Source organism: Streptomyces sp. NBC_00663, from assembly GCF_036226885.1.
GTDB lineage: Bacteria > Actinomycetota > Actinomycetes > Streptomycetales > Streptomycetaceae > Streptomyces.
Genome location: NZ_CP109027.1, coordinates 5,966,546 through 5,993,058, shown reverse-complemented (window position 1 = coordinate 5,993,058; position 26,513 = coordinate 5,966,546). Strand labels below are relative to the sequence as shown.

29 protein-coding genes are annotated in these 26,513 nt (G+C 70.3%); 10 read left to right on the top strand and 19 right to left on the bottom strand.

The window, feature by feature from the left end; genetic code table 11:
* Positions 1–4 precede the first annotated feature (4 nt).
* The 7 genes from OG866_RS27390 to clpS form a co-directional block, all read right to left on the bottom strand.
* Positions 5–283, bottom strand: coding sequence for a MoaD/ThiS family protein (locus OG866_RS27390; protein WP_329338674.1), 279 nt, complete (start codon positions 281–283; stop codon positions 5–7).
* A 111-nt stretch (positions 284–394) separates the two neighbouring features.
* Positions 395–490, bottom strand: coding sequence for a putative leader peptide (locus tag OG866_RS27385; RefSeq protein WP_019759525.1), 96 nt, complete (start codon positions 488–490; stop codon positions 395–397).
* Between the two features lie 88 nt (positions 491–578).
* On the bottom strand, positions 579–1,601 hold the full coding sequence (locus OG866_RS27380; protein ID WP_329338668.1) for a LacI family DNA-binding transcriptional regulator: 1,023 nt from the start codon (positions 1,599–1,601) through the stop codon (positions 579–581).
* Positions 1,602–1,641: 40 nt separating this feature from the next.
* Positions 1,642–2,064, bottom strand: a complete 423-nt coding sequence (locus OG866_RS27375; RefSeq protein WP_079309854.1) for a Mov34/MPN/PAD-1 family protein — start codon at positions 2,062–2,064, stop codon at positions 1,642–1,644.
* A gap of 132 nt (positions 2,065–2,196) precedes the next feature.
* Entirely contained in the window at positions 2,197–3,636 is a 1,440-nt protein-coding gene (locus OG866_RS27370) for an amino acid permease (RefSeq protein WP_329338666.1), read from the bottom strand.
* Positions 3,637–3,960: 324 nt separating this feature from the next.
* Complete coding sequence (locus OG866_RS27365; protein ID WP_329338665.1) at positions 3,961–4,563, bottom strand: DUF2017 domain-containing protein; 603 nt, start codon at positions 4,561–4,563, stop codon at positions 3,961–3,963.
* Positions 4,564–4,574: 11 nt separating this feature from the next.
* The gene (gene clpS / locus OG866_RS27360) at positions 4,575–4,892 is read right to left on the bottom strand and encodes an ATP-dependent Clp protease adapter ClpS (protein ID WP_058925046.1); all 318 of its coding nucleotides are present in this window, start codon (positions 4,890–4,892) and stop codon (positions 4,575–4,577) included.
* Positions 4,893–4,950: 58 nt separating this feature from the next.
* On the opposite strand from clpS, the gene OG866_RS27355 reads away from it, so the two are divergent.
* Together OG866_RS27355 and OG866_RS27350 are read left to right on the top strand one after the other, a co-directional pair.
* Positions 4,951–6,300 carry a nicotinate phosphoribosyltransferase gene (locus OG866_RS27355; RefSeq protein ID WP_329338662.1) on the top strand — a complete coding sequence of 450 codons (1,350 nt, stop codon included), beginning with the start codon at positions 4,951–4,953 and terminating at the stop codon, positions 6,298–6,300.
* A gap of 120 nt (positions 6,301–6,420) precedes the next feature.
* Complete coding sequence (locus tag OG866_RS27350) at positions 6,421–7,011, top strand: isochorismatase family protein (protein WP_329338660.1); 591 nt, start codon at positions 6,421–6,423, stop codon at positions 7,009–7,011.
* A 37-nt stretch (positions 7,012–7,048) separates the two neighbouring features.
* On the opposite strand, the gene OG866_RS27345 is transcribed toward OG866_RS27350, so the two are convergent.
* Positions 7,049–7,396: a hypothetical protein gene (locus tag OG866_RS27345; RefSeq protein WP_329338659.1), complete on the bottom strand. Its 348-nt coding sequence runs from the start codon at positions 7,394–7,396 to the stop codon at positions 7,049–7,051.
* A gap of 122 nt (positions 7,397–7,518) precedes the next feature.
* On the bottom strand, positions 7,519–9,861 hold the full coding sequence (locus OG866_RS27340; protein ID WP_329338658.1) for an immune inhibitor A domain-containing protein: 2,343 nt from the start codon (positions 9,859–9,861) through the stop codon (positions 7,519–7,521).
* 403 nt (positions 9,862–10,264) lie between these two features.
* Between OG866_RS27340 and OG866_RS27335 the strand changes: the two genes are divergently transcribed.
* Positions 10,265–10,543 carry a hypothetical protein gene (locus tag OG866_RS27335; RefSeq protein WP_329338656.1) on the top strand — a complete coding sequence of 93 codons (279 nt, stop codon included), beginning with the start codon at positions 10,265–10,267 and terminating at the stop codon, positions 10,541–10,543.
* Positions 10,544–10,568: 25 nt separating this feature from the next.
* Here OG866_RS27335 and OG866_RS27330 read toward each other — a convergent pair whose 3' ends face one another.
* Positions 10,569–11,255 carry an RDD family protein gene (locus OG866_RS27330; RefSeq protein WP_329338654.1) on the bottom strand — a complete coding sequence of 229 codons (687 nt, stop codon included), beginning with the start codon at positions 11,253–11,255 and terminating at the stop codon, positions 10,569–10,571.
* A gap of 102 nt (positions 11,256–11,357) precedes the next feature.
* The gene (locus OG866_RS27325; protein ID WP_329338652.1) at positions 11,358–13,145 is read right to left on the bottom strand and encodes an RDD family protein; all 1,788 of its coding nucleotides are present in this window, start codon (positions 13,143–13,145) and stop codon (positions 11,358–11,360) included.
* A gap of 215 nt (positions 13,146–13,360) precedes the next feature.
* Between OG866_RS27325 and OG866_RS27320 the strand changes: the two genes are divergently transcribed.
* Positions 13,361–13,774 carry an SsgA family sporulation/cell division regulator gene (locus tag OG866_RS27320; protein WP_329338650.1) on the top strand — a complete coding sequence of 138 codons (414 nt, stop codon included), beginning with the start codon at positions 13,361–13,363 and terminating at the stop codon, positions 13,772–13,774.
* Between the two features lie 17 nt (positions 13,775–13,791).
* Here the strand turns inward: OG866_RS27320 and OG866_RS27315 are convergent, their stop codons facing one another.
* Positions 13,792–15,198: an FAD-binding oxidoreductase gene (locus OG866_RS27315; protein WP_329338649.1), complete on the bottom strand. Its 1,407-nt coding sequence runs from the start codon at positions 15,196–15,198 to the stop codon at positions 13,792–13,794.
* A gap of 92 nt (positions 15,199–15,290) precedes the next feature.
* Between OG866_RS27315 and OG866_RS27310 the strand changes: the two genes are divergently transcribed.
* Complete coding sequence (locus OG866_RS27310) at positions 15,291–16,715, top strand: tetratricopeptide repeat protein (protein ID WP_329338648.1); 1,425 nt, start codon at positions 15,291–15,293, stop codon at positions 16,713–16,715.
* Positions 16,716–16,721: 6 nt separating this feature from the next.
* On the opposite strand, the gene nthA is transcribed toward OG866_RS27310, so the two are convergent.
* The 5 genes from nthA to hppD form a co-directional block, all read right to left on the bottom strand.
* Positions 16,722–17,303: a nitrile hydratase subunit alpha gene (gene nthA, locus OG866_RS27305; protein ID WP_329338646.1), complete on the bottom strand. Its 582-nt coding sequence runs from the start codon at positions 17,301–17,303 to the stop codon at positions 16,722–16,724.
* Positions 17,293–17,595, bottom strand: coding sequence for an SH3-like domain-containing protein (locus OG866_RS27300; RefSeq protein WP_329338644.1), 303 nt, complete (start codon positions 17,593–17,595; stop codon positions 17,293–17,295). Before OG866_RS27300 ends, nthA begins: the two co-directional genes overlap by 11 nt.
* The gene (locus OG866_RS27295) at positions 17,588–17,869 is read right to left on the bottom strand and encodes a hypothetical protein (protein WP_329338642.1); all 282 of its coding nucleotides are present in this window, start codon (positions 17,867–17,869) and stop codon (positions 17,588–17,590) included. Before OG866_RS27295 ends, OG866_RS27300 begins: the two co-directional genes overlap by 8 nt.
* A gap of 37 nt (positions 17,870–17,906) precedes the next feature.
* On the bottom strand, positions 17,907–18,761 hold the full coding sequence (locus tag OG866_RS27290) for a phage baseplate protein (protein ID WP_329338641.1): 855 nt from the start codon (positions 18,759–18,761) through the stop codon (positions 17,907–17,909).
* Positions 18,762–18,877: 116 nt separating this feature from the next.
* The gene (gene hppD, locus OG866_RS27285; protein WP_329338639.1) at positions 18,878–20,023 is read right to left on the bottom strand and encodes a 4-hydroxyphenylpyruvate dioxygenase; all 1,146 of its coding nucleotides are present in this window, start codon (positions 20,021–20,023) and stop codon (positions 18,878–18,880) included.
* Positions 20,024–20,149: 126 nt separating this feature from the next.
* On the opposite strand from hppD, the gene OG866_RS27280 reads away from it, so the two are divergent.
* Genes OG866_RS27280 through OG866_RS27260 form a run of 5 tightly spaced genes read left to right on the top strand, consistent with a single transcriptional unit; the run spans position 20,150 to position 24,398 of the window.
* Complete coding sequence (locus OG866_RS27280; RefSeq protein ID WP_329338638.1) at positions 20,150–20,629, top strand: Lrp/AsnC family transcriptional regulator; 480 nt, start codon at positions 20,150–20,152, stop codon at positions 20,627–20,629.
* A gap of 20 nt (positions 20,630–20,649) precedes the next feature.
* Positions 20,650–21,297, top strand: coding sequence for an ABC transporter permease (locus OG866_RS27275; protein ID WP_329338635.1), 648 nt, complete (start codon positions 20,650–20,652; stop codon positions 21,295–21,297).
* Positions 21,298–21,334: 37 nt separating this feature from the next.
* Complete coding sequence (locus OG866_RS27270) at positions 21,335–22,588, top strand: betaine/proline/choline family ABC transporter ATP-binding protein (RefSeq protein WP_329344324.1); 1,254 nt, start codon at positions 21,335–21,337, stop codon at positions 22,586–22,588.
* Positions 22,585–23,439: an ABC transporter permease gene (locus OG866_RS27265; protein ID WP_329338634.1), complete on the top strand. Its 855-nt coding sequence runs from the start codon at positions 22,585–22,587 to the stop codon at positions 23,437–23,439. The genes OG866_RS27270 and OG866_RS27265 overlap by 4 nt, the downstream gene beginning before the upstream one ends.
* On the top strand, positions 23,436–24,398 hold the full coding sequence (locus OG866_RS27260; protein ID WP_329338632.1) for a glycine betaine ABC transporter substrate-binding protein: 963 nt from the start codon (positions 23,436–23,438) through the stop codon (positions 24,396–24,398). Before OG866_RS27265 ends, OG866_RS27260 begins: the two co-directional genes overlap by 4 nt.
* Before the next feature lie 32 nt (positions 24,399–24,430).
* Here OG866_RS27260 and OG866_RS27255 read toward each other — a convergent pair whose 3' ends face one another.
* On the bottom strand, positions 24,431–25,222 hold the full coding sequence (locus OG866_RS27255) for a S16 family serine protease (protein WP_329338631.1): 792 nt from the start codon (positions 25,220–25,222) through the stop codon (positions 24,431–24,433).
* A 464-nt stretch (positions 25,223–25,686) separates the two neighbouring features.
* Positions 25,687–26,328: an IclR family transcriptional regulator gene (locus OG866_RS27250; protein WP_329338629.1), complete on the bottom strand. Its 642-nt coding sequence runs from the start codon at positions 26,326–26,328 to the stop codon at positions 25,687–25,689.
* Between the last annotated feature and the right edge of the window lie 185 nt (positions 26,329–26,513).

Genomic DNA, 26,513 nt, shown 5'->3' with positions numbered 1-26,513 from the left:
AGGATCAGGCCATGCCGCCGGCCACGGCCGGCAGGATCGTGACGTTGTCGCCGTCGGTGAGCTTGGTGTTGATGCCGTCGAGAAAGCGGACGTCCTCGTCGTTGAGGTAGACGTTGACGAAGCGGCGCAGCTCGCCGCCGTCCACGATGCGGGCGTGGATGCCCGTGTGCCGGGTCTCGAGGTCGGTGAAGAGCTCGGCGAGAGTGTCCCCGGCGCCCTCCACGGCCTTCTGGCCGTCGGTGTACGTGCGGAGGATGGTCGGGATGCGGACCTCGATGGCCATGGTTGCGGGCTCCTGTCGGATGCGGTCTGGAGTGGGGCGGCGCGCGGCAGCGCAGTACAGCGGAGGTGAGTGGCGCCGCGGCTCACGGCCGTACGGCGGCAGGGAGCAGCGTCAACAGATGGCGCTGGCGAGCCTGCACAGGTCGACGTGCAGCCGCGCCACGAGCAGCATGCCCGGCGTCTTCTCGCTCACGTCGTGGGAAACCATGCGGTCATCGTATCGATTCCCGGTCCGGGTCCCGGAGTGTGATCCCACATGGTGGACGGAATCCGGCCGGAGGGTGAGACGCCACAGTTCAGGCGGACGCGCGCACCGTCAGTTGGGTGGGTACGACGACCGCGGCCGGCTCCGTCGCCCGGTCGAACAGCAGCCGGGCCAGCAGGCGGCCCATCTCGGCGACGTCCTGGTGGACGGTGGTCAGGGGCGGTTCGGTGGCCTCGGCGATCTCGGTCAGGTCGTCGAAGCCGACGACGGCCACGTCGTCCGGCACCCGGCGGCCGTGCTCCCGCAGCGCGTCCAGGGCGCCGGCGGCCATGAGGTCGGAGGCGGCGAACACGGCGTCCAGGTCGGGGCACCGGTCGAGCAGCGCGGCCATGGCGCGGGCGCCGCCCTGCCGGGTGTAGTCGGCGCGTTCGACCAGCTCGGGCGGGGCGTCGGGGAGGACGTCGCGGTAACCGGTGAGGCGTTCGGCGGCGGAGTGTTCCTGGTCGTGGGGGCCGGTGACGGTGGCGATGCGACGGCGGCCGAGCGAGACGAGGTGCCGGACGGCCTGGCGGGCGCCGCCGCGGTTGTCGCCGTCGACGTAGGGGTGGGCGCGCACGGTGTCGCCGTCGTGCAGGAGGGGGCGGCCGCCGAAGACGGCGGGGATGTCGAGGCTGTCGGTCATGCCGTGGAGGCGGCCCCCGGGGTGCAGGGAGAAGAGGATGGCGCCGTCGACATGCCCGCCGCCGAGATAGTCGGCCACGCGGGCGAGGTCGTCGGGTTCGTCCAGGAACAGCAGGACGGCCTGGGCGCCGTGCCGGGCGAGTTCACGGCGGATGCCGCGCAGCAGGCAGTCGAAGAACGGGTCGAGGAAGAGCCGGCCGTCCGGCTGGTCCGCGACGACCGCGACGGCGCCGGTGCGGTGGGTGACCAGCTGGCGGGCGGCCTGGTTGGGGACGTAGCCGAGTTCGGCGATGACCCGGCGGACCTCCTCGATGACCTCGGCGCGCACCTTGGGCTCGCCGTTGATCACCCGCGAGACCGTGGACCGGGACACCCCCGACCGGCGTGCGACGTCCTCGATCGTGGGGCGCTGTCCATGCGGCCGTCGCGTCAACACCGTCTCCGATCCGCCGAGTTGGTCGGGCGTACGGTGATCAGTATGCCTCGACGATCTCCACGTCCTCCTCGGTGACCTCGCCGTCGACGATGCGGTAGGAGCGGAACTGGAAGTCGCCGAGTCCGTCGGTGTCGGCCGTCGAGACGAGGACGTAGTGGGCGCCGGGCTCGTTGGCGTAGGAGATGTCGGTGCGGGAGGGGTAGGCCTCGGTCGCGGTGTGGGAGTGGTAGATGACCACCGGCTCCTCGTCGCGGTCGTCCATCTCGCGGTAGAGCTTGAGCAGGTCGCCGGAGTCGAACTCGTAGAACGTGGGCGACATGGCGGCGTTGAGCATTGGGATGAACCGCTCGGGCCGGTCGGACCCGGCGGGCCCCGCGACGACGCCGCACGCCTCGTCGGGGTGGTCCTTGCGCGCGTGCGCGACGATCTGGTCGACGAGGGCCTGGGTGATGGTCAGCATGGTCGCCAGGATAAGCAGAGGGGCCGCCCCGTACCGACAGGTGGTACGGGACGGCCCATATGCCGGACGCCTTGAGCGGCAGCGACAGGGGGTTCCACGAGAGCTCCCTGGGCTGGACGTCCTGGGGAGTGGTCAGCCGACCTTCTCGAACTCCGGCTCACGCCGCTCCGCGATCTGCGGGTTGCGGCTCTTGAGCACCACCCAGCCGATGCCGAGGGCGACGGCCCAGACGCCCAGCACGTACAGGCTGATCCGGGACTCGGAGTCCTTGGCGATCAGGCCGGTCACGAAGAGCAGGAACACGATGGCGATCCAGGAGCCCACTGAGCCGCCCGGCGCCGGGAAGGAGGAGGCGGGAAGCCGGCCCGCCTCGACCGCGCGGCGATAGCGGACGTGGCTGACGAGGATCATGAGCCAGGTCCAGATGCCGGCGCCGACCGCCACCGAGGTGACGTATCCGAAGGCCTTCTCGGGGACGACGTAGTTCAGGACCACGCCGATGCCCATGAAGAGCACGGAGACGGTGATGCCGAGTGCCGGGGTCTTGGTGGAGGACAGCTTGCTGAAGACCGCGGGGGCCTCGCCGCTGTCGGCCAGGTTCCGCAGCATGCGGCCGGTGGAGTACATGCCGGAGTTGCAGGACGACAGGGCCGCGGTGAGGACGACGAAGTTGACGATGCCGGCGCCGGCGGGGATGCCGATCATCGCGAAGGCCTTGACGAACGGGCTGACGCCCGGCGCGAACTCGGTCCACTTCACGACGCAGAGGATGACGGTGAGGGCACCGACGTAGAAGAGCGCGATGCGCCAGGGCAGGGTGTTGATCGCCTTGGGCAGCGTCTTCTCGGGGTTCTCCGACTCACCGGCCGTGACGCCGACCAGCTCGACGGCGAGGTAGGCGAACATGACGCCCTGGAGGGTCATCAGGGACGAGCCGATGCCGTGCGGGAAGAAGCCGTCGAACTCCCACAGGTTGGAGACGGCCGCGGTGTCACCGGCGTTGCTGAAGCCGAAGGTGAGGACGCCGAGGCCGATCACGATCATGCCGATGAGCGCGGTGACCTTGATCATGGAGGCCCAGAACTCGATCTCGCCGAAGAGCTTCACCGAGATCAGGTTGGCCGTGAAGAGCACGACCAGGAAGACCAGGGCCGTGACCCACTGCGGGATGTCCGGGAACCAGTAGTGGATGTAGATCGCGGCGGCCGTCAGCTCGGCCATGCCGGTGACGACCCACATCAGCCAGTAGGTCCAGCCGGTGAAGTAGCCGAAGAACGGGCCCAGGAACTCGCGGGAGTACTCGGCGAAGGAGCCGGAGACCGGGCGGTAGAGAAGCAGCTCGCCGAGGGCCCGCATGATGAAGAAGATGATCACGCCGGCGAGGGCGTACATCAGGATGAGGCTCGGACCCGCCTTGGCGATGTTCGCCCCGGCGTTGAGGAACAGTCCGACGCCGATGGCGCCGCCGATGGCGATCATCTGGACCTGGCGACTGCCGAGGCCACGCTCGTAACCCTCTTCGGGGGTGCCGGAGGTGTTCTCCGGACCCTTGTCGACCTGAGCGGAGGTCATCAGTGTGGTGCGCCTTTCTCCATGCCGAACCGGGCCTCTCGTCGGCCTCGGATCGGTTCTCGATCCCCCCGGATGAAATGGAGCTTTCTGCCAGGCCGACGGTTGTCGGCGCTGTGGCGCACCCGACCGAACATACGGGTGGTGTTCGTCGGGCGGTCGTGAAGATTTATCACGGCCGCCATATTGATCACCCGTGCGAGATGTGGCGCAGAGCACAGGGAGAAGTGGACAAAAAACACCCCGGCGGGCATACAAGGCCGCCGGGGTGACGCGATCGTTATCCGGATTTGAGCGTCCGCTGAGCGAACACAAAACCGTCACAAACTACGGCAGAAGCGTCGACACGAGCGTCTCCTGCAACCCGCCCAGCCACAGATACGCCATCACCATCGGCTTGCGCGGATCCTCGTCCGGCAGCCGGTAGAGGAGGTCCGTGTCCTCCTCGTCGGTGATCTCCAGCCGGGACCCGATCGCGAGGCGCAGGTCGTTGAGGGAGCTGAGCCACTGCCGGGACTCCTCGACCGACAGCTTCAGCACCGCCCCGCCGTCGTCCACCGGACTCAGCGCGTCCAGGGTGCGGATCACCGCGAGGGCGTTGTCGCGCTTGCCGGCCCTGAGGTCGTTCTCCGTGTAGCGGCGGAACTCGGAGGAGTACGCGCGCTGCTCCTCCGCCTCCTTGGCCTCGGGCGTGCCCTCGGGGTCGCTGTAGGCGTCCGGGAAGAGCCGCCGGAGCACCGGGTCGGCGGGCGGCTCGCTCGGGCCGTCCGCGAAGAGCTCGGCGAGCGGGTCGTCGGGGGCGTCCTCGGCGGGCCCGGGGCCGATGAGCTCCAGGAGCTGGACGGCCAGCGACCGGATGATGGAGATCTCGACGTCGTCGAGCGCGACGGCCGCGCCGCCGCCGGGGAGCGGTTCGAAGGTGCCTGGCATCAGAGGGATCGCTACTTCCGGTCCTGCTGGAGGGTGGCCCACAGTCCGTAGCCGTGCATGGCCTGCACGTCGCGCTCCATCTCCTCGCGGGTTCCGCTGGAGACGACCGCCCGGCCCTTGTGGTGGACGTCGAGCATCAGTTTGGTGGCCTTGTCCTTCGAGTACCCGAAGTACGTCTGGAAGACATAGGTCACGTAGCTCATGAGGTTGACCGGGTCGTTGTGGACGATCGTGACCCAGGGGACGTCCGGCTCGGGGACGGCGAAGACCTCTTCCGCCGACTCGGTGCGTTCGATCTCTACGGGAGCGGGTGACGTCACAGGCCCCATGCTGCCACGCACTCCATAAATCGTCACACTGACGTAAAGGGGTGTAGCATCCCTTGCCATGAACACAGCGGACCTTGGGCTGCCGGTGGACGTTCCCTCGACGGCGCTCTTCACGGACCAGTACGAGCTCACGATGTTGCAGGCCGCCCTGAAGGCCGGTACCGCCGAGCGGCGGAGCGTCTTCGAGGTCTTCACCCGGCGACTGCCCGACGGGCGCCGGTACGGCGTCGTCGCGGGCACCGGGCGGGTCCTGGACGCCGTCGAGAACTTCCGCTTCGACGCGGGCGTCCTCGCCTTCCTGCGGGAGCGGGACATCGTCGACGAGCCGACCCTGGAATGGCTGGCCTCGTACCGCTTCTCGGGCGACATCTGGGGCTACCCGGAGGGCGAGGTCTACTTCCCGGGCTCGCCGATCATGCGGGTGGAGGGGTCCTTCGCCGAGTGCGTGCTCCTGGAGACCGTGATCCTCTCGATCCTCAACCACGACTCCGCGATCGCGGCGGCGGCCTCGCGCATGTCGTCCGCCGCCGGGGAGCGCCCGCTGATCGAGATGGGCGCCCGCCGCACCCATGAGCTCGCGGCCGTCGCCGCCTCCCGCGCCGCCTACCTCGGCGGTTTCGCCTCCACCTCGGACCTCGCGGCCGGCTTCCGCTACAACATCCCGACCGTCGGCACCTCCGCCCACGCCTTCACCCTGCTGCACGACCACGAGCGGGACGCCTTCCAGGCCCAGGTGAACTCGCTGGGCCGGGGCACCACGCTGCTGGTCGACACCTACGACGTGGCGACCGCGGTGCGTGCGGCGGTGGAGGTGGCCGGGCCCGAGCTGGGTGCCGTGCGGATCGACTCGGGTGACCTGCTGCTCGTCGCGCACCGGGTGCGCCAGCAGCTGGACGAGCTGGGCGCGCGGGACACGAAGATCATCGTGACCTCGGACCTCGACGAGTACGCCATCGCCTCGCTGGCGGCGGCGCCCGTGGACGCGTACGGCGTCGGCACCCAGCTGGTCACCGGGTCCGGGCACCCGACCTGCTCGATGGTCTACAAGCTGGTCGCGCGGGCCGAGTCCGCCGACCCCAAGGCGCCGCTGGTGCCGGTCGCGAAGAAGTCGTCCGGCGGGAAGACCTCGATCGGCGGGCGCAAGTGGGCCGCGCGGCGGCTCGACGAGGACGGGATCGCGGAGGCCGAGGTCGTCGGCACCGGGGCCGTCCCGGCGGAGCTCGCCGACCGGCAGCTGCTGGTGGAGCTGGTCAAGGGCGGGGACGTGGTGGCGCGGGAGCCGCTGGACGTCGTACGGGACCGGCACGCGGCGGCGCGGGACGGGCTGCCGCTGTCGGCGACCCAGCTCTCGCGCGGAGAACCCGTCCTTCCGACGGAGTACGTGCACGGGCGGTCGGGTAGCCAGTAACGGTGTGCCCGCCCGCCGTGTCACAAGCCGTATCGCCGGACCGCCGAAGTCTCTAGGCTCGTAAGTTCACTCTCCCCCGGGCTCGAACAGCTGGGGGACCCCCATCGAAGGACACCCACCATGCGCCGCGCCTTGATCGTCGTCGACGTACAGAACGACTTCTGCGAGGGGGGCAGCCTCGCCGTGGCCGGGGGTGCCGACGTGGCCGCCGCCGTCACCGAGCTGATCGGACAGGCGGGCGGCACCGGCTACCAGCATGTGGTGGCCACCCGCGACCACCACATCGCGCCCGGCGGCCACTTCGCCGACAACCCCGACTTCCGGCACTCCTGGCCCGCGCACTGCGTCGCGGGCACCGAGGGCGTGGGCTTCCACCCGAACTTCGCCCCCGCCGTCGCCTCCGGCGCCATCGACGCCGTCTTCGACAAGGGGGCGTACGCGGCGGCCTACAGCGGCTTCGAGGGCGCCGACGAGAACGGCGTCCCGCTGGCCGACTGGCTGCGCGCCCGGGAGGTCACCGAGGTGGACGTGGTCGGCATCGCCACCGACCACTGCGTGCGCGCCACCGCGCTGGACGCGGCGCGTGAGGGTTTCCGTACGCAGGTGCTCCTCGACCTGACGGCGGGCGTCGCGGCGGAGACCACCGACCGCGCGCTGGAGGAGCTGCGCGCGGCGGGCGTGGAGCTCTCCGGCAAGCCCGTCGTCGCCTGAGCCGGGGCCTGACCCAGCGCCTGATTCAGGGCCCGCGTCAGGCGGGTGCCGTCGGCCGCCTCAGCAGCGCCCTGATCGGGTGCCACAGCTCCTGAGCCAGCTCCGGGCCCGCCGCCACGACAGCGTTGTCAGGGGCCGTACGCCATATCAGCCCGTCCGGGTGGTGGAGTACGGCGGTGATCTCGTCCGGGGACGGCGGGGCCGCGTTGCCGCGCAGGTAGACGGCCCGCAGCCCGAGGTTGCGCAGCCTGGTCAGGGCGCGCGCCCGGTTGCGGGCGTGGACGAGGACACGGACGCAGTCCGTGCCGTCGGCGGCGGGTCTGGGCAGGTTCAGCGCCACCACCACGCTGCCGGTCGGCAGCTTGCAGAAACCTCCTGCGGCCATGCAGTCACACCCCCGTGTGCACCGGTGTCAATAAGAAATCCATCAGGTGGCACCTAAACACGATCGGCGGCGACCCGCCAGGGGGTCGCCGCCGATAGCCTTCTGACCTGCGGTTATGCGAACTACTTCACCGCGGGGCCGACCTCGATGGAGATCGTGGAGCCGTTCTTGGCCTCCTTGACGATCTTGATCTTGGTATTGGTGTCAGTGACCTGGACACCCGCGAACGGGGTCGCCGCGTCGTAGTACGTGCTGGTGTGGTCGTTGAAGACCGGCACGCCCTTCGACGACGGGATCCGCGTCGCGACGTCCGCGTTGTGCAGCGTGATGCCGTCCGTGCGGTACAGGCTGAACGGCGAGTCGTAGGCCTGGATGCGGCTGCGCATCGCCGTGCCGTCGGACCACTTCAGGGCCTTCGGGTGCGCGTCGATCGGCAGGACGAGACCGGCGCCGGGGTGGGCGCTGGTGTTGTTGTCCGCCTGGGAGGTGTCCCACTTCCAGATCAACAGGCCGTTCTGGTACGGGTAGTGCTCGACCCAGCTCGGACGGGTCGTGGCGAAGCCGAAGTTGTACGGTCCGACCTTCAACGTCCTGTCGTACGACACGTACTGGCGGTTCTCCGCGATGTAGTACTGCGCGTAGTCCTTGCTGAAGGACGCGCCCACCCGGGAGAAGCCCTTCGCCGTCCAGGCCGCGTCCGCGCTCTCGGCGTCGTCCGCGAACAGGGCGGTGCCGTCGGCGGTCACGGAGATCAGGTCGGCCGCGAAGCCCTTGCCGGCCACACCGCCGTCCGACGAGTAGCGGAAGCGCACGTCGATCTTCTGGCCGGCGTAGGCGTCCAGCGGGAACGACAGCTTCTTGTACGTCTCCGACGAACCCGTCAGCACGGGCTGGCCGCTGGCGTCACGCGGCAGGGCCACGCCGTCCGCGGTGCCGTCGATCGGGGTCCACTTGGTGCCGCCGTCGGTGGAGACCTCGGCGTAGACGTTGTCGTAGTCGGCCTCGGTGTCCCACCAGCCGTCCAGGGTCAGCGTCGCCGCCGACCTGCCGGTGAGGTCGACGGAGCGGGACAGCGTGTTGTTGAGGTTGTTGCCGCTGCCGCTCCACCACTGCGTGGCGCCCTGGGCCGGGGTCACGAGCTCGGTGGTGACCGCCTTCTTGGGCAGTTCGACGACCAGACCCTGCTTGTTCTTGGTGTTGTACTCGGCGACGCCCAGCTTGTGCTTGGACTTCGTCGCGGCCTTGGCCACGTCGTAGTCGAGCCAGCCCAGTTGGAGCTTGTCCCAGGCGGTCATGTCGCCGGGCAGGTCACCGATGGTGTCCTTGCCGGTGCCGAGCCAGGAACCGGACGACATCAGCGTCCAGAAGCCGGTGGAGTTCTCACCGCCGCCGGAGGTGTCGTAGTGGTCCGGCAGACCGAGGTCGTGGCCGTACTCGTGGGCGAAGACGCCGAGTCCGCCGTTCTCCGGCTGGATGGTGTAGTCGCCGACCCAGATGCCGGTGTCGCCGATCTGCGTGCCGCCGAGCAGGTTGCCGGACGGGCCGCTGGCGCCCGCGTCGGTGCCGAACGCGTACCAGCGGTGCGCCCAGATGGCGTCCTCGCCCTGGGCGCCGCCGCCCGCGGACTCGTCCTCACCGGCGTGCACGATCTGGAAGTGGTCGATGTAGCCGTCGGACTCGTTGAAGTCGCCGTCGCCGTCGAAGTCGTAGCGGTCCCACTGGTCGAACTCGGCGATGTCCGCCTTGATCTCGGCGTCGGTGCGCCCCGCCGCCTGCTGCTGGGCGACCCAGGCCGTGACGCCGTCCTGGACCGCGTTCCAGGCACAGGTGTCACAGGAGTTGGAGCCGTAACGGGCCTCGTTGTAGGGGACCTTGACCCAGTCGGTGACCTCGCCCTCGACCGAGTAGCGGCCCGAGGACTGCTTCTCGTAGAAGGTCTTCATCGACGCGGTGCCGTCGCCGAAGTAGAGGTCCTCGAAGTGGGCCTTGTTGTAGTCCGCCTGCCACGCCGTGGAGTTGTCCTGGGCGCGGTCGGGCTGGGCTATCTCGTTGTGGGCGGGGCCGGCCGTGCCGCCGTAGCGGCTGTCGACCTGGTCGCCGAACTCCACGAGGATCGTGAAGATCTTGTCGGTCCGCTCCCGGCCCAGCTCGACGTACTTGCTGTCGCCCTTGCGGCTCTTGAGCGCGACGACCTTCGAGCCGTTGCGCTCCGTCACCTTGGCGTCGCCGGATATGACCTGCTTCAGCGCCTCTTCCCGCTGCGCCTCCTGGGTCTTGGAGAGCGGGCCGTCGAAGTCGTGCTCCTGTGTGGTCTTCGCCGGCTGAGGGTCGGTCCGGTTCGAGGCGGCCGACTGAGGGGCGGCGGTGCCGGCCTCGGCGACGGCGAACGTGGAGAACGTCGCGGTCGCGGCGGCCAGCGCGACGGTGGTCGCCGCCGCTCTGAACGTCCAGGATCTACTGGTCACTTGAGGTCCTCCCCCGCGTTCGGGCGCGCGGAGGCAGGAGGGGTCCTGGTCGTGGATGGTCCGCGCGCGCGTGATCAACGCGTGTAGTCAAGTGACGTCATTTGACTAGAGGTTCAGAAGAAAAGACAGACCTTGACCTGAACAAGACAAGTGCGCTATGCGGAGTTGGCGTCCGCTTTACGAACACCTCGGACGGTGGTCGACCGGCGCTCGACCGCGTCCACTTCGTGGACGGTATGAATCCGTGCGCCCCCCATGCACCGGTACTGTTGGTTAGGTCACGCTTACTGTTCGTTCCGCTCGGGCATGCACGCGAATAGAGTCGACCGGCGGAACGTTCGAAATTCGGCGGAAAGCCAGGCCGACACCCCCGTGGACCCCCACTTCCGAGGACACGATTGCCATGCCTCGTCCGACTGCCGCACAGCTCGCCTACGGCTCGTTCACCGTGATCTTCTCGACGCTCGCCATGCTGCTGCTGTCACAGACGAGTTCAGGGGTCGGGATCGCCGTGATCGCCTTCTCGGCACTCGCGCTCGGGCTCCTCGTCGCCATGACGGTGCCGATCCCCAAGTCGCGGGTGGTCGCGTTGCAGCGGCCCGCCGAGGTCGCCGCCGCTCCCGCGGTGACGACCGAGGAGCCCGTGGCCGCCGTGGCCACGAGCTCCCAGAAGGCCGCCTGAACCTGAACCGGCGTTCGGTGGCTGGTCAGCCGGTGCTGACCACCACCGTCTTCGCCGCCTTGTCGTGCAGGCCCTGCTTGTAGGGCTTGTCGAAGAAGCTCCAGCCGCCCGAGATCGCGGTCCAGACGCAGGCGCAGCAGAACGCGAACGGGATCCAGAGCACCAGGGAGCGCACCAGCGCGGTCTGCACGGAGGGCGTGGAGCCGTTGTCGAGGTTCGCCACCCGCATCTTCAGCCACTTCTTGCCGAGCGTCTGCCCCGACTTGGTGATCATGAAGGTGTCGTAGCCGATGTAGAGCAGGGCGGCGACCAGCGACTGCGCGAAGGACTTGCCGTACTCGACCTTGTCGGCGTCCACGTCGTACTCGTTGACCCCGAAACCCCAGGTGAGCAGGGCGACGACGATCCCGACGAGGATGAGGTCGATGATGCGGGCGAGCGTGCGCCGGCCGCTGTCGGCGAGCGGGGGCATGCCGGCCAGTGGGTCGGAGGGGTAACCGCCGGCGCCGTAGCCGCCACCGCCGTAGGGGTCACCGCCGCCGTACGGGGAGCCGCCGCCATAGGGGTCACCGCCGCCGTACGGGCCTCCCGCGTCCGGCGGGGGCTGACTGCCGTACGGCGAACCGGAGTCGCCCGACGGCGGGGGCTGCTTCCTGAACGGGTCGTCTTCCGGCGGCTGCTGGCCGGAGCCGGGGGGCGGTTCGCTGCTCATGGCCCGAGTCGACCGCGAACCCCCCGGCTCCGCATCCGGCGAGCGGCCGTCCGGAGTACGGAGTCGGCCGACCGTTCCGTTCCGCCGTGTCCGGCTGTCCCGCTACCCCGCTACGAACGTGTGTGCGGCCTTGTCGTGCCAGCACTGGCGCCACGGCTTGTCGAACAGGCCCCATACGACGCCCACGACACCGATCGCGAGCAGGCCGGGCACGCTGTAGACCAGCCAGCGGCGCAGGGCCGCGCCGAAGGACGGGGGCTCGCCGCCCTCGATGTCCCGCACCTCCAGACCGAGCAGCTTCTTGCCGAGGGTGCGGCCCCACTTGGCGGTGGGCAGCGCCTCGTAGAGGACACCGAAGAGGAGGAGGACGGCGAGGATGACGCCGAGACAGGTGGACGTCGTGCCGTCCAGCAGCCAGACGGTGACGGTCTCGCCGCTGAGCTTGGCCGCGTCGATCTTCTCGTCGACGTGGTCGAGCGCCTTGGTGCCGAGCGGTACCGCCGCCGCGGCGGTGACGCCGAGCACCACGACCGTGTCCAGCAGCCGTGCCGCCAGCCGCTTGCCGAGGGCCGCGGGGCGGGCGGAGGCGTGCCGCCGGGCGGCGGCCTGGAAGATGTCGTCGACCGGCGGCTTCCAGGGCGCGACGGGCTGGTCCTCACCGGACGCGCCCGCGAGCCGGTGCACCTGCTGCGCCCAGGAGGGCTGCCCGCCACCGGGACCGCTCGTCAGGGGGGTGGAGCTGCCAGAGGCGGAGGCCGGGGTGGGCTGCTGCGGGACGGAGGGCGTGGCGGGGGCGACGGCCGGGGTGGCCTGCTGGGGGCCGGAGAGGGCGGTCGGGGCGGCGGTGGGAGCGGCGGCGGAAGCAGGGCCGGGGGCTCCTGCCTGCGCCTGTCCTTGCCCCTGCGCCTGCGCGGCTGCGGCTCGCTCGGCGGCGGCCTTGCCCGCACCGAAACCGGGGGCGCCGGTGCCCGCGGCGGCTGAACCGGGGCCACCTGAGCCCGGGGCGCCGGAGGCGGGGGTGCCGGGGCCGGTGAAGGCGGGGCCGCCGGTGCCGGAGGGGCCCGTGCCCGCGGAGGCCGGTGCGCCGAAGCCGCCCTGCGCCGCTCCGGCCGGGTGTGCGCCGCCCGTGCCCCCTCCCTGCGCCCCGCCCTGCTGGGCCGTGCGCGGGGCGACGGCCCGGAAGGTCATGGTCCCCTCGTCACCCACGGGGCCACCGGGGGCGGGGACGCCGGGAGTTGCGGCGCCGGGGCGGCCAGGAGCGGAGCCGGCCGGGCCACCGGCGACAGCCAGGCCGGACGAGCCGGAACCGGCGGCGCCGGGCGGGCCGAAGGCCGGGCCACCGGACGCACCCGCGCCCGCCCCCGCGTCGCCCTGCTGCCCCGTCGTAGGCCTGCGGAAGACGAACGTGTTGCCCGACGGGACGTCAGCGGCGTCCTGGGTGGGCGGGATCGTGGCCGTGCCGTCGGTGGCGGCGGTCTCGGAGGGGACGCGGGGGTCGGTGCCCGCCGCCGCTCCCCAGGAGACGCGGCGGTCCTGGTCGCCGCCGAACCCGGACTGGTGACCCCGGTCCGCGCCCCACGCGGACGCGGGCTCGGGACGGCTGCCGTGCTGGGCGTCCGCCGGGGACGGGTCCTCGTCGAAGAAGTGCGGGCCCGTCTCCTCCACCGGCGGCACCGCGGCGGCCGTACCCATACCCGTGCCCGGGTCCGGCGGCAGCGCGGCGGACGTACCCGGGGGCGCCGGCGGTGCGCCGTCCGACGGGGCCGGGCGACTCGTGCCCGGTACCCAGGCGGCGCCGTTCCAGAAGCGGACGTAGCCGGGGATGGACGGGTCCGGGTAGTAGCCCTCGCGGGGCCTGTCGTCACCGGGGGCCGGGGTTGGGGCACTCATGTCCGTCGTCCCGTATCTGCTCGGGGGTGAATATGGGGGGCTCCACATCTATCAGACCGGCGCAACCCCCCACCGCCAGTCCCACCGGACCCACACGTTCGAGACGTCCGGAAAAAAAGTTTCCCGAACCCGCGTAATGCTCGCGGGCCCACCCCGCTCTCCACTCCTGCGGGCCCACCACAGGGGCGCGCACGAGCGGAGAGGAACCGAACGACATGCACTACACCGTGGTGGAACGCGAACTGGAGCTCAAGCTCATCCTGTCGCCGGAGCGCAGCATCCCGGTCCCGGCCCGGCTGAGCTACCGCACCGACGACCCCTACGCCGTCCACGTCACCTTCCACATCAACTCCGAGCACCCGGTGAACTGGACGTTCTCCCGGGACCTGCTGGTGGAGGGGGTGTTCCGGCCGTGCGGGCACGGGGACGTGCGGGTGTGGCCGACGAAGTCGGAGGGGCGCAGCGTCGTTCTGATGGCGCTGAGTTCACCTGATGGAGACGCGCTGCTTGAGGCGCCGAGCGCGCAGGTGTCGGCCTGGCTGGAGCGGACGCTGCGGGTGGTGCCCCCGGGGACCGAGGGCGAGCAGCTGGGGATCGATGACGCGCTCGACCAGTTGCTCGCCCAGTGAGGACCGGGAATCCGCGGTCAGAACAGCTTGCCCGGGTTCAGCAGGCCCAACGGATCGAAGACCTGCTTGATCTGCCGCTGGAGCTCCACCCCGACGGGGCCGATCTCGCGGGCCAGCCACTCCTTCTTCAGCACCCCGACTCCGTGCTCGCCGGTGATCGTGCCGCCGAGTTCCAGGCCGAGGGCCATGATCTCGTCGAAGGACTCGCGGGCGCGCCGGGACTCGTCGGGGTCGGCGGCGTCGAAGCAGACGGTGGGGTGGGTGTTGCCGTCGCCGGCGTGGGCGACGACGCCGATGGTGAGCTGGTGCTTGTCGGCGATCCGCTCGACGCCCTCGATCAGGTCGCCGAGCCTCGACCGGGGCACGCACACGTCGTCGATCATCGTCACGCCCCGCACCGCCTCCAGCGCGGTCAGCGAGAGCCGCCGGGCGTGCAGGAGCAGCTCGGACTCGGCGGCGTCGTCGGCCGGGACGACCTGGGTGGCGCCGGCGGCCTCGCACAGGGCGCCGACGGCGGCGAGGTCGGCGGCGGGGTCCGGGGTGTCGAAGGCGGCGAGGAGGAGGGCCTCGGTGGTCTCCGGCAGGCCCATATCGGCGATGGCGTTGACGGCCTTGACGGTCGTGCGGTCCATCAGTTCGAGGAGGGAGGGGACGTGGCCGCCCTCCATGATCCGGCACACGGCGTCGCAGGCCGCGGCGGCCGACGCGAACTCGGCGGCCAGGACCAGCTGCTGGGGCGGCTGCGGCCGCAGCGCGAGGGTCGCCTTGACGACGATGCCGAGCGAGCCCTCGGAGCCGACGAAGAGGCGGGTGAGGTCGTATCCGGCGACGCCCTTGGCGGTGCGCCTGCCGGTGGACAGCAGGCGGCCGTCGGCGAGGACGACGTCGAGTCCGAGGACGTACTCGGCGGTCACCCCGTACTTCACGCAGCACAGGCCGCCCGAGGCGGTGCCGATGTTGCCGCCGATGGTGCACATCTCCCAGCTGGAGGGGTCCGGCGGGTAGTAGAGGCCGTGTTCGTTGACCGCTCGGGAGAGGGTGGCGTTGATGACGCCCGGTTCGACGACGGCGATGCGGTCGACCGGGTTGATCTCCAGGATGCGGTCCATCTTCGTCAGGGACAGCACGATGCAGTCGTCGGTGGCGTTGGCGCCGCCGGACAGGCCGGTGCGGGCGCCCTGCGGGACGACCGGGACGCGCAGTTCCGTGGCGGTGCGCAGAACGTGCTGGACCTGCTCCACCGTGCGCGGCAGGACGACGACGGCGGGGGCGCCGGCCGGGCAGAAGCTGGCCATGTCGTTGGCGTAGGAGGCCGTGACGTCGGGGTCGGTCAGGACGGCCTCGGCGGGCAGACCGGCCAGGAGCCGGTCGACGAGGTTCCCGGTCACTTCGTCTCGTGGCGCTTCGATACGGCTCATGATCACAGCGTCGCACCCGGGGCCATCGGTGTGAACCCCGTCCGCACAGGCCTTCGCATACGAGGGTGTGGTCGTCGTATTGACGCACAGTGATCGCCATGGAGAACCAAGACGAGGCCGCTCACGAAGGTCGCGCCGGCCGGCGGGCCCTGATCGCCGCCCTCACCGGATGTCTGGTGCTCGGCGGGACGCTGATGGTGCTGCCCTGGCAGCCGCCCGCCACCCGGGCGCCCGCACCGCCGGCGCCGGGTGCGCAGGCGTTGACGGCGGTGTCGGCGGGGGTGCCGGCCGCGTTGCCGGATCTCGCGGCGCTGATCGGTGAGCGGGAGACGTATCTGCGGAAGAACCCGCGGGACGCCGCGTCGTGGGCGGTGCTCGGGGCGGCGTACGTGGAGCAGGGGCGGCGGACGGCGGAGGCCGCGTACTACCCGAAGGCCGACCGGGCACTGCGGACCTCGCTGAGGGTCGGGAAGAACGCCGCCGCCCTCGACGGGATGGCCGCGCTGGCGAACGCGCGGCGGGACTTCCGGGCGGCGCGGACGTGGGGCGAGGCCGCGCTGAAGATGGACGCGAAGCGCTGGACGACGTATCCGCTGCTGATCGACGCCTGTACCGGCCTCGGTGACTGGAAGGCCGCCGGGCGGGCCCTGGAGCGGCTTCAGAAGCTGCGGTCGGGGCCGGCCGTGCTGGCGTGGGCCGGGGGCGTCTACCGGGACCGGGGCTGGCGCGAGGACGCGATGGCGCAGCTCTCCGACGCGGCGGCGGGCGCTCAGGCGCCGGCCGAGCGGGCGGCGTATCTGGAGCGGTTGGGGCAGCTGGCCTGGGAGCGCGGGGACCGGGAGGTCGCGCTGCGGAACTTCCAGGAGGCGGTGCGGACCGACCCGGACCAGCGGACCGCGCAGGCAGGGCAGGCGCGGGCGCTGGCCGCGCTGGGACGGACCTCGGAGGCGCTGAGCGCGTACCAGGTGGCGCTCACCCATCAGCCGGATCCGCAATACGCCCTGGAGCTGGGCGAGTTGTACGAGTCGCTGGGGCTGCGGCAGGCGGCGCAGGTGCAGTACGACCTGTTGCGGGCGCGGGTGCGTGGCGCCGCCGCGGGCGGGGCGGACCAGGAGTTGGTGCTCGGCGTGTTCGAGGCCGACCACGGTGATCCCGCCTCGGCGGTACGGCGGTTGCGGACGGAGTGGCGGCGCCAGCCCGGCATCGCGGTGGCCGACGCGCTGGGGTGGGCGCTGCACCGGGCCGGTCAGGACGAGGAGGGCCTGCGATACGCGGTGCGGGCGACGGACAAGGTGCACGGGGGTGGCGTACGCAGTGCGCTGTACGCCTATCACCGGGGCATGATCGAGCGGGAGTTGGAGAAGTTCGCTCCCGCGCGGCGGCATCTCCAGGAGGCGCTGCGCATCAACCCGTACTTCTCCCCGCTCCATGTGCCCGTCGCCCGGGAGGCGTTGACGGCGCTCGGGTCGGAGCCGCCGGCCGAGGACGTGCCGGTGATGGACGCGAAGGCGGAGAAGGAGTGAGCGGGCTCAGACCGCGGCCGTGCCGATGAGCGCGTTGCGGGTGACGAGTGCCGTCAGCTCCTCCTCCCCGAGCCCCTCGGTCCCCTCCGGCCTGCGTGGCAGGACCAGGTAGCGGGTCTCGGCGCTGGAGTCCCACACCGTGATGTCGACGGTGTCGGGCAGTTCCAGGCCGAACTCCCGTAGCACGGCACGGGGTTCACGCACCACGCGGGAGCGGTACGCCTCCGACTTGTACCAGCTGGGGGACGGGCCGAGGAGGCGGAGCGGATAGCAGGAGCAGAGGGTGCAGACGACGACGTTGTGGGTCGTCGCGGTGTTCGCCACGACGCGCAGGCGCTGGTACGAGCCGTCCATGTACCCGAGTTCCCGCACCGCGGCCGTGCCGTCCGCCAGCAGCCGGGACCTGAAGGCGTCGTCGGTCCAGGCGCGGGCGACCACCCGGGCGCCGTTGGCGGGGGACGAGGAGGCGAGGAAGGCGTCGATGGCCTCGTCCACCCGCTCGCCGGTGATCAGGCCCTTCTCCTCCAGCAGGGTCTCCAGCCGCCGTACCCGCCGGGCGGTCGTCGCGTCGGCGTGCTCACCTGTCACGGGCTGTCTCCACTTCGTACGCCTCCAAGTAGCTTTCCCACAGGTCCAGTACGACGTGATGGTCGCCCTCGCCCCACAGGTCCCGGGCCGCGAAGCGGACCGCGTAGATCTGCTCGACCGGCGCGTCCCCGCCGCCCTGTGCGCTGATGTCGGCCAGTTCCGCGGGCCCCTCTGCCTCGACGACCACACCGTGCTTGCCGCGGGCGTAGCGGGGCAGGCGGGTGTGGTGCGGCGGGTCGTGGGGGAAGGTGCGGACGTGGGTGCCGGGCGGGAAGCGGTCGCTGTCAGTCATCCAGCTCACCCGGTTCCAGGACGCCCTTGGCCTCCAGCAGGGCGACGATCGCGGTGAACCAGCGTTCGTAATACGAGGCCGCCAGGTACGCGGCGGGCGGCATCGACTCGATGGCGTCCCGGAACTCGTTGGTGTTGAAGACCCCTTGGGCGCGCAGGGTGTTGAAGAGGCCGACGACCCGGGCCTCCCAGTCCGCGTGGAAGGGTTCGCTGTCGTCGGCGGTGTCGATCGCGCCGAAGCCCTGGGTGCCGCCCACGTCGTTGATCCTCGCCATGGGCCCAGCCTACGGCCGCCCTGCGGCTGTTGCCCGGCTACGACAGCGGCTTGGCGTACAGGGAGAACCTGCGGGCACCGGCCGCGCCCGAGGCGAGGCCCAGGTAGAGGCCCTTCTCGGTCCGGTGGCGGACGGCGAGGCCCTCCGGCTCCCGGAAGGTGAGGGAGCGGCCGGCCTGGGTGCGCATGCGCTGGACCAGTTCGCCGGTGGTGAGGTCGACGCAGGAGAGGTAGACGTTGCCTGACTTGGCGGGCGGGTTGGTCTCGGGGTCGTAGGCGGTGCCGGCGAGTTGGTAGAGGTGGTCGCCGTGCAGGGCGTACCCCTGGAAGGGGATCTTGGGGTCGGGGTGCGGGGCGGGCTGGGCGATGTCCGCGACGGGGTCGTCGTAGTTGCGGTTCACGAAGGCGTCGAGGTCCCAGACGCGGTACCGCGGCTTGCCCTTGCGGCGGTAGCGGACGGCTATGCGCTCGCCGGCCATGCAGACCGTGGGCTGGTTGTTGGTGGAACCCGGTATCGGCTTACGGGTCTTGACGTCCGCGACGGTCCGGGTGGCTCCGGCGGCGAACTGGAAGCGGGTGACGGCCTGGCCGTAACCGCCCTTCGCCTCGGCCTCGGTCCATATCCACACCTTGCCGTCGGCGGCGTTCTGCACGCCCATGCTGACGCCGTGCCCGAAGCCCTGGAGGTTCATGTGGCCGAGCAACGTGCCTTCGTGGTCGAGCTTGTTGAGGCAGAGGTTGCCGGCGCCGATGCCGCCGCGGCGGACCTGGAGGACGTACAGGTGCTGGTGCACCTCGTCGAAGGCGAAGGACTGGAGGACCGTGCCCTCGTGCAGGGCCTTCTCCTTCAGCCGGCGCTTCGCCGGTACGTCGAGGTCGATGCGGTCGGTCACGGTGGTGCTCCCGGGCTCCCACGGACGCCCTGATGGCGCCCACAGGACCAGAGAGTGTCAACTTCCGTTCACCGGTTTCAAGGTTCCGCGAAAGCGCTTGTCGATTCACGCCACATTCACAGGTTGCCGCGACGGGCCTGCTCGCGCTCGATCGCCTCGAAGAGGGCCTTGAAGTTGCCCTTGCCGAAGCCCATCGAGCCGTGCCGCTCGATGATCTCGAAGAAGACGGTCGGCCGGTCCTGGACCGGCTTGGTGAAGATTTGCAGCAGATAGCCGTCCTCGTCGCGGTCGGCGAGGATCTTCAGTTCGCGCAGGGTCCCGAGGGGGACGCGGGTGTCGCCGACCCACTCGCCGAGGGTGTCGTAGTAGGAGTCCGGGGTGTCGAGGAACTGGACTCCGGCCGCCCGCATGGTCCGTACGGTCTCGACGATGTCGCCCGTGTTGAGCGCGATGTGCTGGACGCCGGCGCCGCCGTAGAACTCCAGGTACTCGTCGATCTGGGACTTCTTCTTGGCGACGGCGGGCTCGTTGATCGGGAACTTGACCTTGAGGGTGCCGTCGGCGACGACCTTGGACATCAGCGCGCTGTACTCGGTGGCGATGTCGTCGCCGACGAACTCCTTCATGTTCGTGAAGCCCATGACCTTGTTGTAGAAGCCGACCCATTCGTTCATCCGGCCGAGCTCGACGTTGCCGACGCAGTGGTCGATGGCCTGGAAGGTGCGGTGGGCGGGCGGCTCGACGATCGGGGACGCGGGGACGAAGCCGGGGAGATAGGGGCCTTCGTAGTCCGTGCGCTCGACGAGGGTGTGGCGGGTCTCGCCGTACGTGGCGATCGCGGCCAGGACGACGGTGCCGTGCTCGTCCTTCAGCTCGTACGGCTCGGTGACGCTCGTCGCGCCGTGCTCGATCGCGTAGGCGTACGCGCGGCGGGCGTCCGGGACCTCGATGGCGAGGTCGACGACGCCGTCGCCGTGCTCGGCCACATGCCGGGCGAGGAAGTGGCCCCAGGTGGTGGCGGGCTTGATGACGGAGGTGAACACGAAGCGGGCGGAGCCGTTCTCCAGGACGTAGCTCGCGGTCTCACGGCTGCCGTTCTCCGGTCCGGAGTAGGCCACGAGCCGCATGCCGAAGGCGGTCGAGTAGTAGTGCGCCGCCTGCTTGGCGTTGCCCACGGCGAAGACGACCGCGTCCATTCCCTTGACCGGGAAGGGGTCTGCCTGCCGGGCGGTGTCGGGGGTCCGGCGTGTGGTCTGCGTCATACTCGCAGCCTTCTCCGGCTCGGCAAGATGCGCAACAGTTCTGGTTTTGGGCGGGCAATATGCTCAGCACTCGGCCCGTTTGCGCGGGTTCTCTGTACAGGATGGCCACCGGGAAGGGTGACGCTCGTGGGGATCGACGGGCTGGACGGACGGATCATCGTGCTGCTGGCACGGGAGCCGCGGATCGGGGTGCTGGAGATGTCCCGGCGGCTGGGGGTGGCCCGGGGCACGGTGCAGGCGCGGCTCGACCGGCTTCAGTCGAATGGCGTCATCCGCGGATTCGGCCCCGAGGTGGACCCGGCGGCCCTCGGCTACCCGGTGACCGCGTTCGCCACGCTACAGATCCGGCAGGGCCAAGGCCCGGACGTACGGGCCCACTTGGCGACCGTACCGGAGGTGCTGGAGCTGCACACGACCACGGGGTCCGGGGACATGCTGTGCCGCCTTGTGGCCCGGTCCAACGCGGATCTTCAACGGGTGATCGACCGGGTTGTCGGTTTCGATGGGATCGTCCGGGCCGCCACGGCGATCGTGATGGAGAACCCGGTTCCGCTGCGGATCATCCCGCTGGTGGAACAGGCGGCCGAGGACCAGGAAAGGGACTAGCGGCCATGGGGTGAGGGCGTGTGAGCTTCTGGGAGTACCTCGGCAATCGCCATCAGCAGCTGCTCACCGACGCCTACCAGCACGCCAGCGCCGTCTTCCAGTGCATGGTCGTGGCGACGCTGATCGGGGTGCTGATCGGGGTCGTCACCTATCGCAGCGAATGGGCCGGGAACCTCGCGACCCTCACCACCTCCAGCATTCTGACCATCCCGTCGCTCGCCATGATCGGTCTGCTCATCCCGATCGTCGGTCTGGGTGTGCCGCCCACGGTGATCGCGCTGACCCTGTACGGGCTGCTGCCGATCGTGCGCAACGCGATCGTCGGGCTGCGCGGGGTCGACCCCGCGCTGGTGGACGCGGCGACCGGCATCGGGATGTCCCGGCTGATGCGGCTGGCGCGGGTCGAGCTGCCGCTGGCCTGGCCGCCGATCCTGACCGGCATCCGGGTCTCCACGCAGATGCTGATGGGCATCGCGGCCATCGCCGCCTACGCCTCCGGTCCCGGCCTCGGCAACGAGATCTTCCGCGGGATCGCCTCCCTGGGCAGCAAGAACGCGCTCAACCAGGTGCTCGCGGGCACGCTCGGGATCATCGTCCTGGCCCTGTTGTTCGACGCCGCGTACGTCCTGATCGGACGGCTGACCATTCCCAGGGGGATCCGTGTCTGAGACGTCCGCATCCACGTCGACCGCCTCCACGGCGACCATCTCCACGTCGTCCACGTCCACGCCGACCGCCTCCGGCGCCGCCATCGAGCTGGAGAACCTGACCAAGAGATACCCCGGCAATCCGCAGCCCTCCGTCGACAACGTCAACATGGAGATCAAGGCGGGCGAGATCGTCATCTTCGTCGGCCCGTCCGGCTGCGGTAAGTCGACGACGCTCAAGATGATCAACCGGCTGATCGAGCCGACCGGCGGCCGGATCCGCATCGGCGGCGAGGACGTCACCGACATCGACCCGGTCAAGCTCCGCCGCAAGGTCGGCTACGCGATCCAGTCGGCCGGACTGTTCCCGCACATGACGGTCGCGCAGAACATCGCGCTGGTGCCGAAGATGATCGGCTGGGGCAAGGGCCGGATCAAGAACCGGGTGGAGGAGCTGCTCGACCTGGTCGGCCTGGACCCCGGCGAGTTCCACGGCCGCTATCCACGCCAGCTCTCCGGCGGCCAGCAACAACGAGTGGGCGTGGCCAGGGCGTTGGCGGCCGATCCACCGGTCCTCCTGATGGACGAGCCGTTCGGCGCGGTCGACCCGATCACCCGGGACCATCTCCAGGACGAGCTGATCAGGCTCCAGCACGAGCTGCACAAGACGATCGTGTTCGTCACCCACGACTTCGACGAGGCGATCAAACTGGGCGACCGTATCGCCGTGCTGCGCGAACGCTCGCACATCGCCCAGTTCGACACCCCGGAGGCGATCCTCACCAACCCGGCGGACGACTTCGTCTCCGGGTTCGTCGGCGCGGGGGCGGCACTCAAACGACTGAACCTGACCCGGGTACGGGATGTGGAGATCACCGACTACCCGACGGTGACCGTGGACGATCCGCTCCAGGAGATCTTCAACCTGCTCCGCGGCAGCGGTACGAACGAGATCCTGCTCCTCGACAAACGCGGCCGCCCCTACAAGTGGCTGCGCCGCGGCGACCTGATGCGGGCGAAGGGTTCGCTGGCGCGGGCCGGGACGCTCGTCCACGACACGGTGACGCGCGACGCGACCCTGCGGGACGCGCTGGAGGCCGTGCTGACGGACAACGCGGGGCGGGTGGCGGTGACCGGGCGGCGCGGTGAGTACACGGGTGTGGTCGACATGGAGACGCTGATGAACTCCGTGCACGAACTGCTGGAGGCGGACCGGCTGGAGGCCATGGAGCACCAGCACGCGCTGGAGGAGGCCAGGGCCGCCCAGACCCACGCCGAACAGGAAGGCGACGGAGGGGAGAAGAAGGCGTGAGCGGCTCCCCTGTGCAGCAGCGGCCCGACGGTGAGCACGACGTCAAGGGCCTCGCCTTCCGCGACGAGGGCGAGGCGGAGCAGGAGGCACCGCCGCCGGCGGCGACGGCCCCCCGCCGTATCACCTGGCAGAAACTGACCTTCCTGCCCGCTGTCCTGGTGGCGGTCCTGCTGGCGACCTGGCTGTGGTTCCAGCAGGCGGACCTGGACTCGATCTCCGAGAACGCGCTGTCGAACGGGCAGGTGTCCAAGGCCCTTTGGCAGCATGTGAAGCTGACGGTGATCTCCACCTTCTTCGTGCTGATCATCGCGATCCCGCTGGGCATCCTGCTCACCCGCCGGATGTTCCGCCCGGCCGCCCCGGTAGCGATGGCGATCGCCAACATGGGCCAGGCGACCCCGGCTATCGGTCTTCTCGCCCTGCTGGTCATCTGGCTGGGCACGGGCACGAAGGCGGCGCTGATCGGCATCATCATCTACGCCGTCCTCCCGGTCCTGTCGAACACCATCGCGGGCCTGAAGGCGAACGACCCGACGCTGCTGGAGGCGGCGCGGGGAATCGGGATGTCCTCCCTGGGCGTGCTGAGGCGGGTGGAGTTGCCGCTCGCGGTCCCGCTGATCCTGGCCGGCGTGCGCACCGCCCTGGTCCTGAACGTCGGTACGGCGACACTGGCGACGTTCGGCGGGGGCGGCGGCCTCGGCGTCCTGATCACGACCGGCATCACCAACCAGCGCATGCCGGTGCTGATGCTGGGCTCGATCCTCACGGTGGTGCTGGCGCTGCTGGTGGACTGGCTGGCTTCGCTGGCGGAACTGGTGCTGCGGCCACGGGGGTTGGAGGTGGAGCGATGAAGCGCGCGGCTGCTTTCACCGGGGTGGTGCTGCTGCTGGCCTCGGCCTGCGGCCTGACCAGCGGCTCCCCCATGGTCGACGACGTGAAGCCGGGCTCGATCGGCGGTGGTCAGCCGCTGAAGGGCGCGAGCCTGACGGTCACCTCGAAGGAGTTCACGGAACAGCTGATCCTGGGCGCGATCATGGGGATCGCGTTCGAGGCGGCGGGCGCGGACGTGCTGGACCGCACCGGGATCCAGGGGTCCATCGGGGCCCGGGAGGCGGTCAAGTCCGGTGACGCGGACGGGATGTACGAGTACACGGGCACCGCCTGGATCACGTACCTGGGCAACAGCGAACCGATCGCCGACCCGCGGGCGCAGTGGGAGGCGGTCCGCAAGGCCGACCTGAAGAACGGCCTGACATGGCTGGCCCCCGCGGCGCTGAACAACACCTACGCGCTGGCGATGAACGCGGCCAACTTCAAGAAGTACGGCACGAAGACGCTGTCGGACGTGGCCGCCCTCTCGAAGTCCGACCCCGGTGCGGTGACGCTGTGCGTGGAGAGCGAGTTCGCCAACCGCGCGGACGGACTGCCGGGCATGGAGAAGGCGTACGGCATGAGCGTCCCCGCGAAGAACATCACGCAGATGGACACCGGGATCATCTACACCCAGGTGAAGAAGGGCAGTTGCACCTACGGCGAGGTCTTCACGACCGACGGCCGCATCAGGTCCATGAACCTCACGGTCATGCAGGACGACAAGAAGTTCTTCCCCAACTACAACGCCGCCCCCGAGATCAACTCCAAGTCCCTGAAGAAGTGGCCGGCGATCGAGAAGATCCTCGACCCGGTCACGAAGAAGCTGAACAACACGGTGGCCCAGGAACTGAACGCCAAGGTGGACGTGGACGGAGAGGACCCCCACCAGGTGGCCCTGGACTGGATGAAGACAGAGGGCTTCGTGAAGGAGGGGTGACCCTGCCGGAGGAGCCTCGGAGGGACCCTCGCCTAACAGCTCGGGACGGATCCCTTCCCCGACTCCAAGGCCGCCAGCGAGGTGACCGCGCCCTTCAGTGTGGTCACCGGGATCAGGCGTAGGCCCTTCGGGAGTTCGGCCTTGGCGTCGGTGCACTCGTCCTTGGGGACGAGGAACACCGTGGCGCCGTCGCGCTTCGCGGCCTGGGTCTTCAGGGAGACGCCGCCCACCGCGCCCACTGTCCCGTCGGCGTCGATCGTGCCGGTACCGGCGATCACCCGGCCGCCGGTGAGGTCGCCGCCGTTGCCGTCGCCGTTGAGCTTGTCGACGATGCCGAGGGAGAAGAGGAGCCCGGCGCTGGGGCCGCCGACGTCCGCCAGTTTCAGCGTGACCTTGATGTTCTTGTCGGAGAGGTCCAGGTAGTTCAGCGCGGCCTCGGTCGCCGCGTCCTGGGACTCCTTCATCTGCTCGGTGTTGTGCCGCTCGATCTCCTTCGTGGACTGCCCGCTCGGATACACCGAGTCGCGCGGCATGACCGCCCGGTCCGTGGCGAACCACGCGTCGATCACGTCCGAGAGGGAGACGCGCGCGTCGGGGTTGGTCGCCTCGATGGTCGTCATCCGCAGCTGCCCGGTCGTCGTACGCGTCTGGGCACCCGCGATCGTGATCACCGGGGTGTCCTGGTTCTCGCCGAGGACGTTCGCCGTCATACCCGGCTGCGTCAGCGAGAGCGGCAGCGGCGCGAGGGCCGCCGTGGCGAGCAGGGCCACGACGGGCAGGGCGCAGACGGCGACGGCCTGGGGGCGCGTGAGGCGAGAGAGCACGGGATCAATCTAACGTGACGACCACTTCCGGCCAGGAGCCGGTGGCGGCACGAGGTGACCGACGACGATCCGGTGAGCAGGCAGACCGACGGCCGTCCGGTGAGCGGGGTGGCCGAGGGCCATCCTGTGAGCAGGCTGACCGACGACCATCCCGTGAACAGGCTGACCGACCGCCATCCCCTGAACAGGCTGACCGACCGCCATCCCCTGAACAGGCTGACCGACCGCCATCCCCTGAACAGGCTGACCGACCGCCATCCCCTGAACAGGCTGACCGACCGCCATCCCCTGAACAGGCTGACCGACCGCCATCCCCTGAACAGGCTGACCGACCGCCATCCCGTGAACAGGCTGACCGACCGCCATCCCGTGAGCGGGGTGGCCGAGGGCCATCCCGCTCATCGCGGACGCGGCCCGATCGCCCCGGCCGCCTCATACGCGCCCCGGTCACCCCGGCCGGCCGCTCAGCGCAACGCCTCCGCCACCTCCCGTGCCGCGTCCATCACGCGTGGCCCGACCCGCTCGGGGACCGCGTCCGCCAGCATCACCACACCCACGCTGCCTTCCACGCCCGTGACCCCGAGCAGGGGCGCGGCGGCGCCGCTGGCCCCCGCCTCCAGTTCGCCGTGGGTGAGGGTGTACCCGGGCTCAGCGGGTGGCTGGGTGCGTGCGGACAGGATCGCCCGGCCCGCGGCACCCCGGTCCAGGGGATGCCGGAACCCGGCGCGATAGGCCACGTGATAGTCGGTCCACGTCGGTTCGACCACGGCGACGGCGAGCGCCTCCGCTCCGTCCACCAGCGTGAGATGGGCCGTGGCCCCTATGTCCTCGGCGAGGGAACGCAGGGCCGGCAACGCGGCCTCGCGCACCAGCGGATGCACCTGGCGGCCGAGGCGCAGCACCCCGAGGCCGACCCGGGCACGTCCGCCCAGGTCACGCCGTACGAGAGCATGCTGTTCGAGGGTGGCGAGCAACCGGTACACGACGGTCCGGTTTACACCCAGTTTGTTGGATAGCTCGGTGACGGTCAGCCCGTGGTCCGTATCGGCCAGCAGCTTGAGGACCCGTAGTCCTCGGTCGAGCGTCTGAGAGGTCTCCGCGGTCACGACGCCCACTCCTCCAAGTGGTGAGGTCGGCGACCCTGCCGCGAAGATGCGTCATCGAGTCCCGTCGGTGACGCGCGTCAGAGGCCGCCGATCGGCCGGCGGCCCGGCATGCGTACCGGGCCGCGTCGCTTCACGGCTGCGCTCCGCGGCGGCGCTGCCACGGGGCGTGTGCGTAGCGGGACATT

What these genes read in the sequence shown, in the direction of transcription:
- OG866_RS27390 (WP_329338674.1), bottom strand. Translation starts at nt 283, where the DNA reads ATGGCCATCGAGGTCCGCATCCCGACCATCCTCCGCACGTACACCGAC.
- OG866_RS27385 (WP_019759525.1), bottom strand. Translation starts at nt 490, where the DNA reads ATGGTTTCCCACGACGTGAGCGAGAAGACGCCGGGCATGCTGCTCGTG.
- OG866_RS27375 (WP_079309854.1), bottom strand. Translation starts at nt 2,064, where the DNA reads ATGCTGACCATCACCCAGGCCCTCGTCGACCAGATCGTCGCGCACGCG.
- OG866_RS27370 (WP_329338666.1), bottom strand. Translation starts at nt 3,636, where the DNA reads ATGACCTCCGCTCAGGTCGACAAGGGTCCGGAGAACACCTCCGGCACC.
- OG866_RS27365 (WP_329338665.1), bottom strand. Translation starts at nt 4,563, where the DNA reads ATGCCAGGCACCTTCGAACCGCTCCCCGGCGGCGGCGCGGCCGTCGCG.
- clpS (WP_058925046.1), bottom strand. Translation starts at nt 4,892, where the DNA reads ATGGGGCCTGTGACGTCACCCGCTCCCGTAGAGATCGAACGCACCGAG.
- OG866_RS27355 (WP_329338662.1), top strand. Translation starts at nt 4,951, where the DNA reads ATGAACACAGCGGACCTTGGGCTGCCGGTGGACGTTCCCTCGACGGCG.
- OG866_RS27350 (WP_329338660.1), top strand. Translation starts at nt 6,421, where the DNA reads ATGCGCCGCGCCTTGATCGTCGTCGACGTACAGAACGACTTCTGCGAG.
- OG866_RS27345 (WP_329338659.1), bottom strand. Translation starts at nt 7,396, where the DNA reads ATGGCCGCAGGAGGTTTCTGCAAGCTGCCGACCGGCAGCGTGGTGGTG.
- OG866_RS27335 (WP_329338656.1), top strand. Translation starts at nt 10,265, where the DNA reads ATGCCTCGTCCGACTGCCGCACAGCTCGCCTACGGCTCGTTCACCGTG.
- OG866_RS27330 (WP_329338654.1), bottom strand. Translation starts at nt 11,255, where the DNA reads ATGAGCAGCGAACCGCCCCCCGGCTCCGGCCAGCAGCCGCCGGAAGAC.
- OG866_RS27325 (WP_329338652.1), bottom strand. Translation starts at nt 13,145, where the DNA reads ATGAGTGCCCCAACCCCGGCCCCCGGTGACGACAGGCCCCGCGAGGGC.
- OG866_RS27320 (WP_329338650.1), top strand. Translation starts at nt 13,361, where the DNA reads ATGCACTACACCGTGGTGGAACGCGAACTGGAGCTCAAGCTCATCCTG.
- OG866_RS27310 (WP_329338648.1), top strand. Translation starts at nt 15,291, where the DNA reads ATGGAGAACCAAGACGAGGCCGCTCACGAAGGTCGCGCCGGCCGGCGG.
- OG866_RS27300 (WP_329338644.1), bottom strand. Translation starts at nt 17,595, where the DNA reads ATGACTGACAGCGACCGCTTCCCGCCCGGCACCCACGTCCGCACCTTC.
- OG866_RS27295 (WP_329338642.1), bottom strand. Translation starts at nt 17,869, where the DNA reads ATGGCGAGGATCAACGACGTGGGCGGCACCCAGGGCTTCGGCGCGATC.
- hppD (WP_329338639.1), bottom strand. Translation starts at nt 20,023, where the DNA reads ATGACGCAGACCACACGCCGGACCCCCGACACCGCCCGGCAGGCAGAC.
- OG866_RS27260 (WP_329338632.1), top strand. Translation starts at nt 23,436, where the DNA reads ATGAAGCGCGCGGCTGCTTTCACCGGGGTGGTGCTGCTGCTGGCCTCG.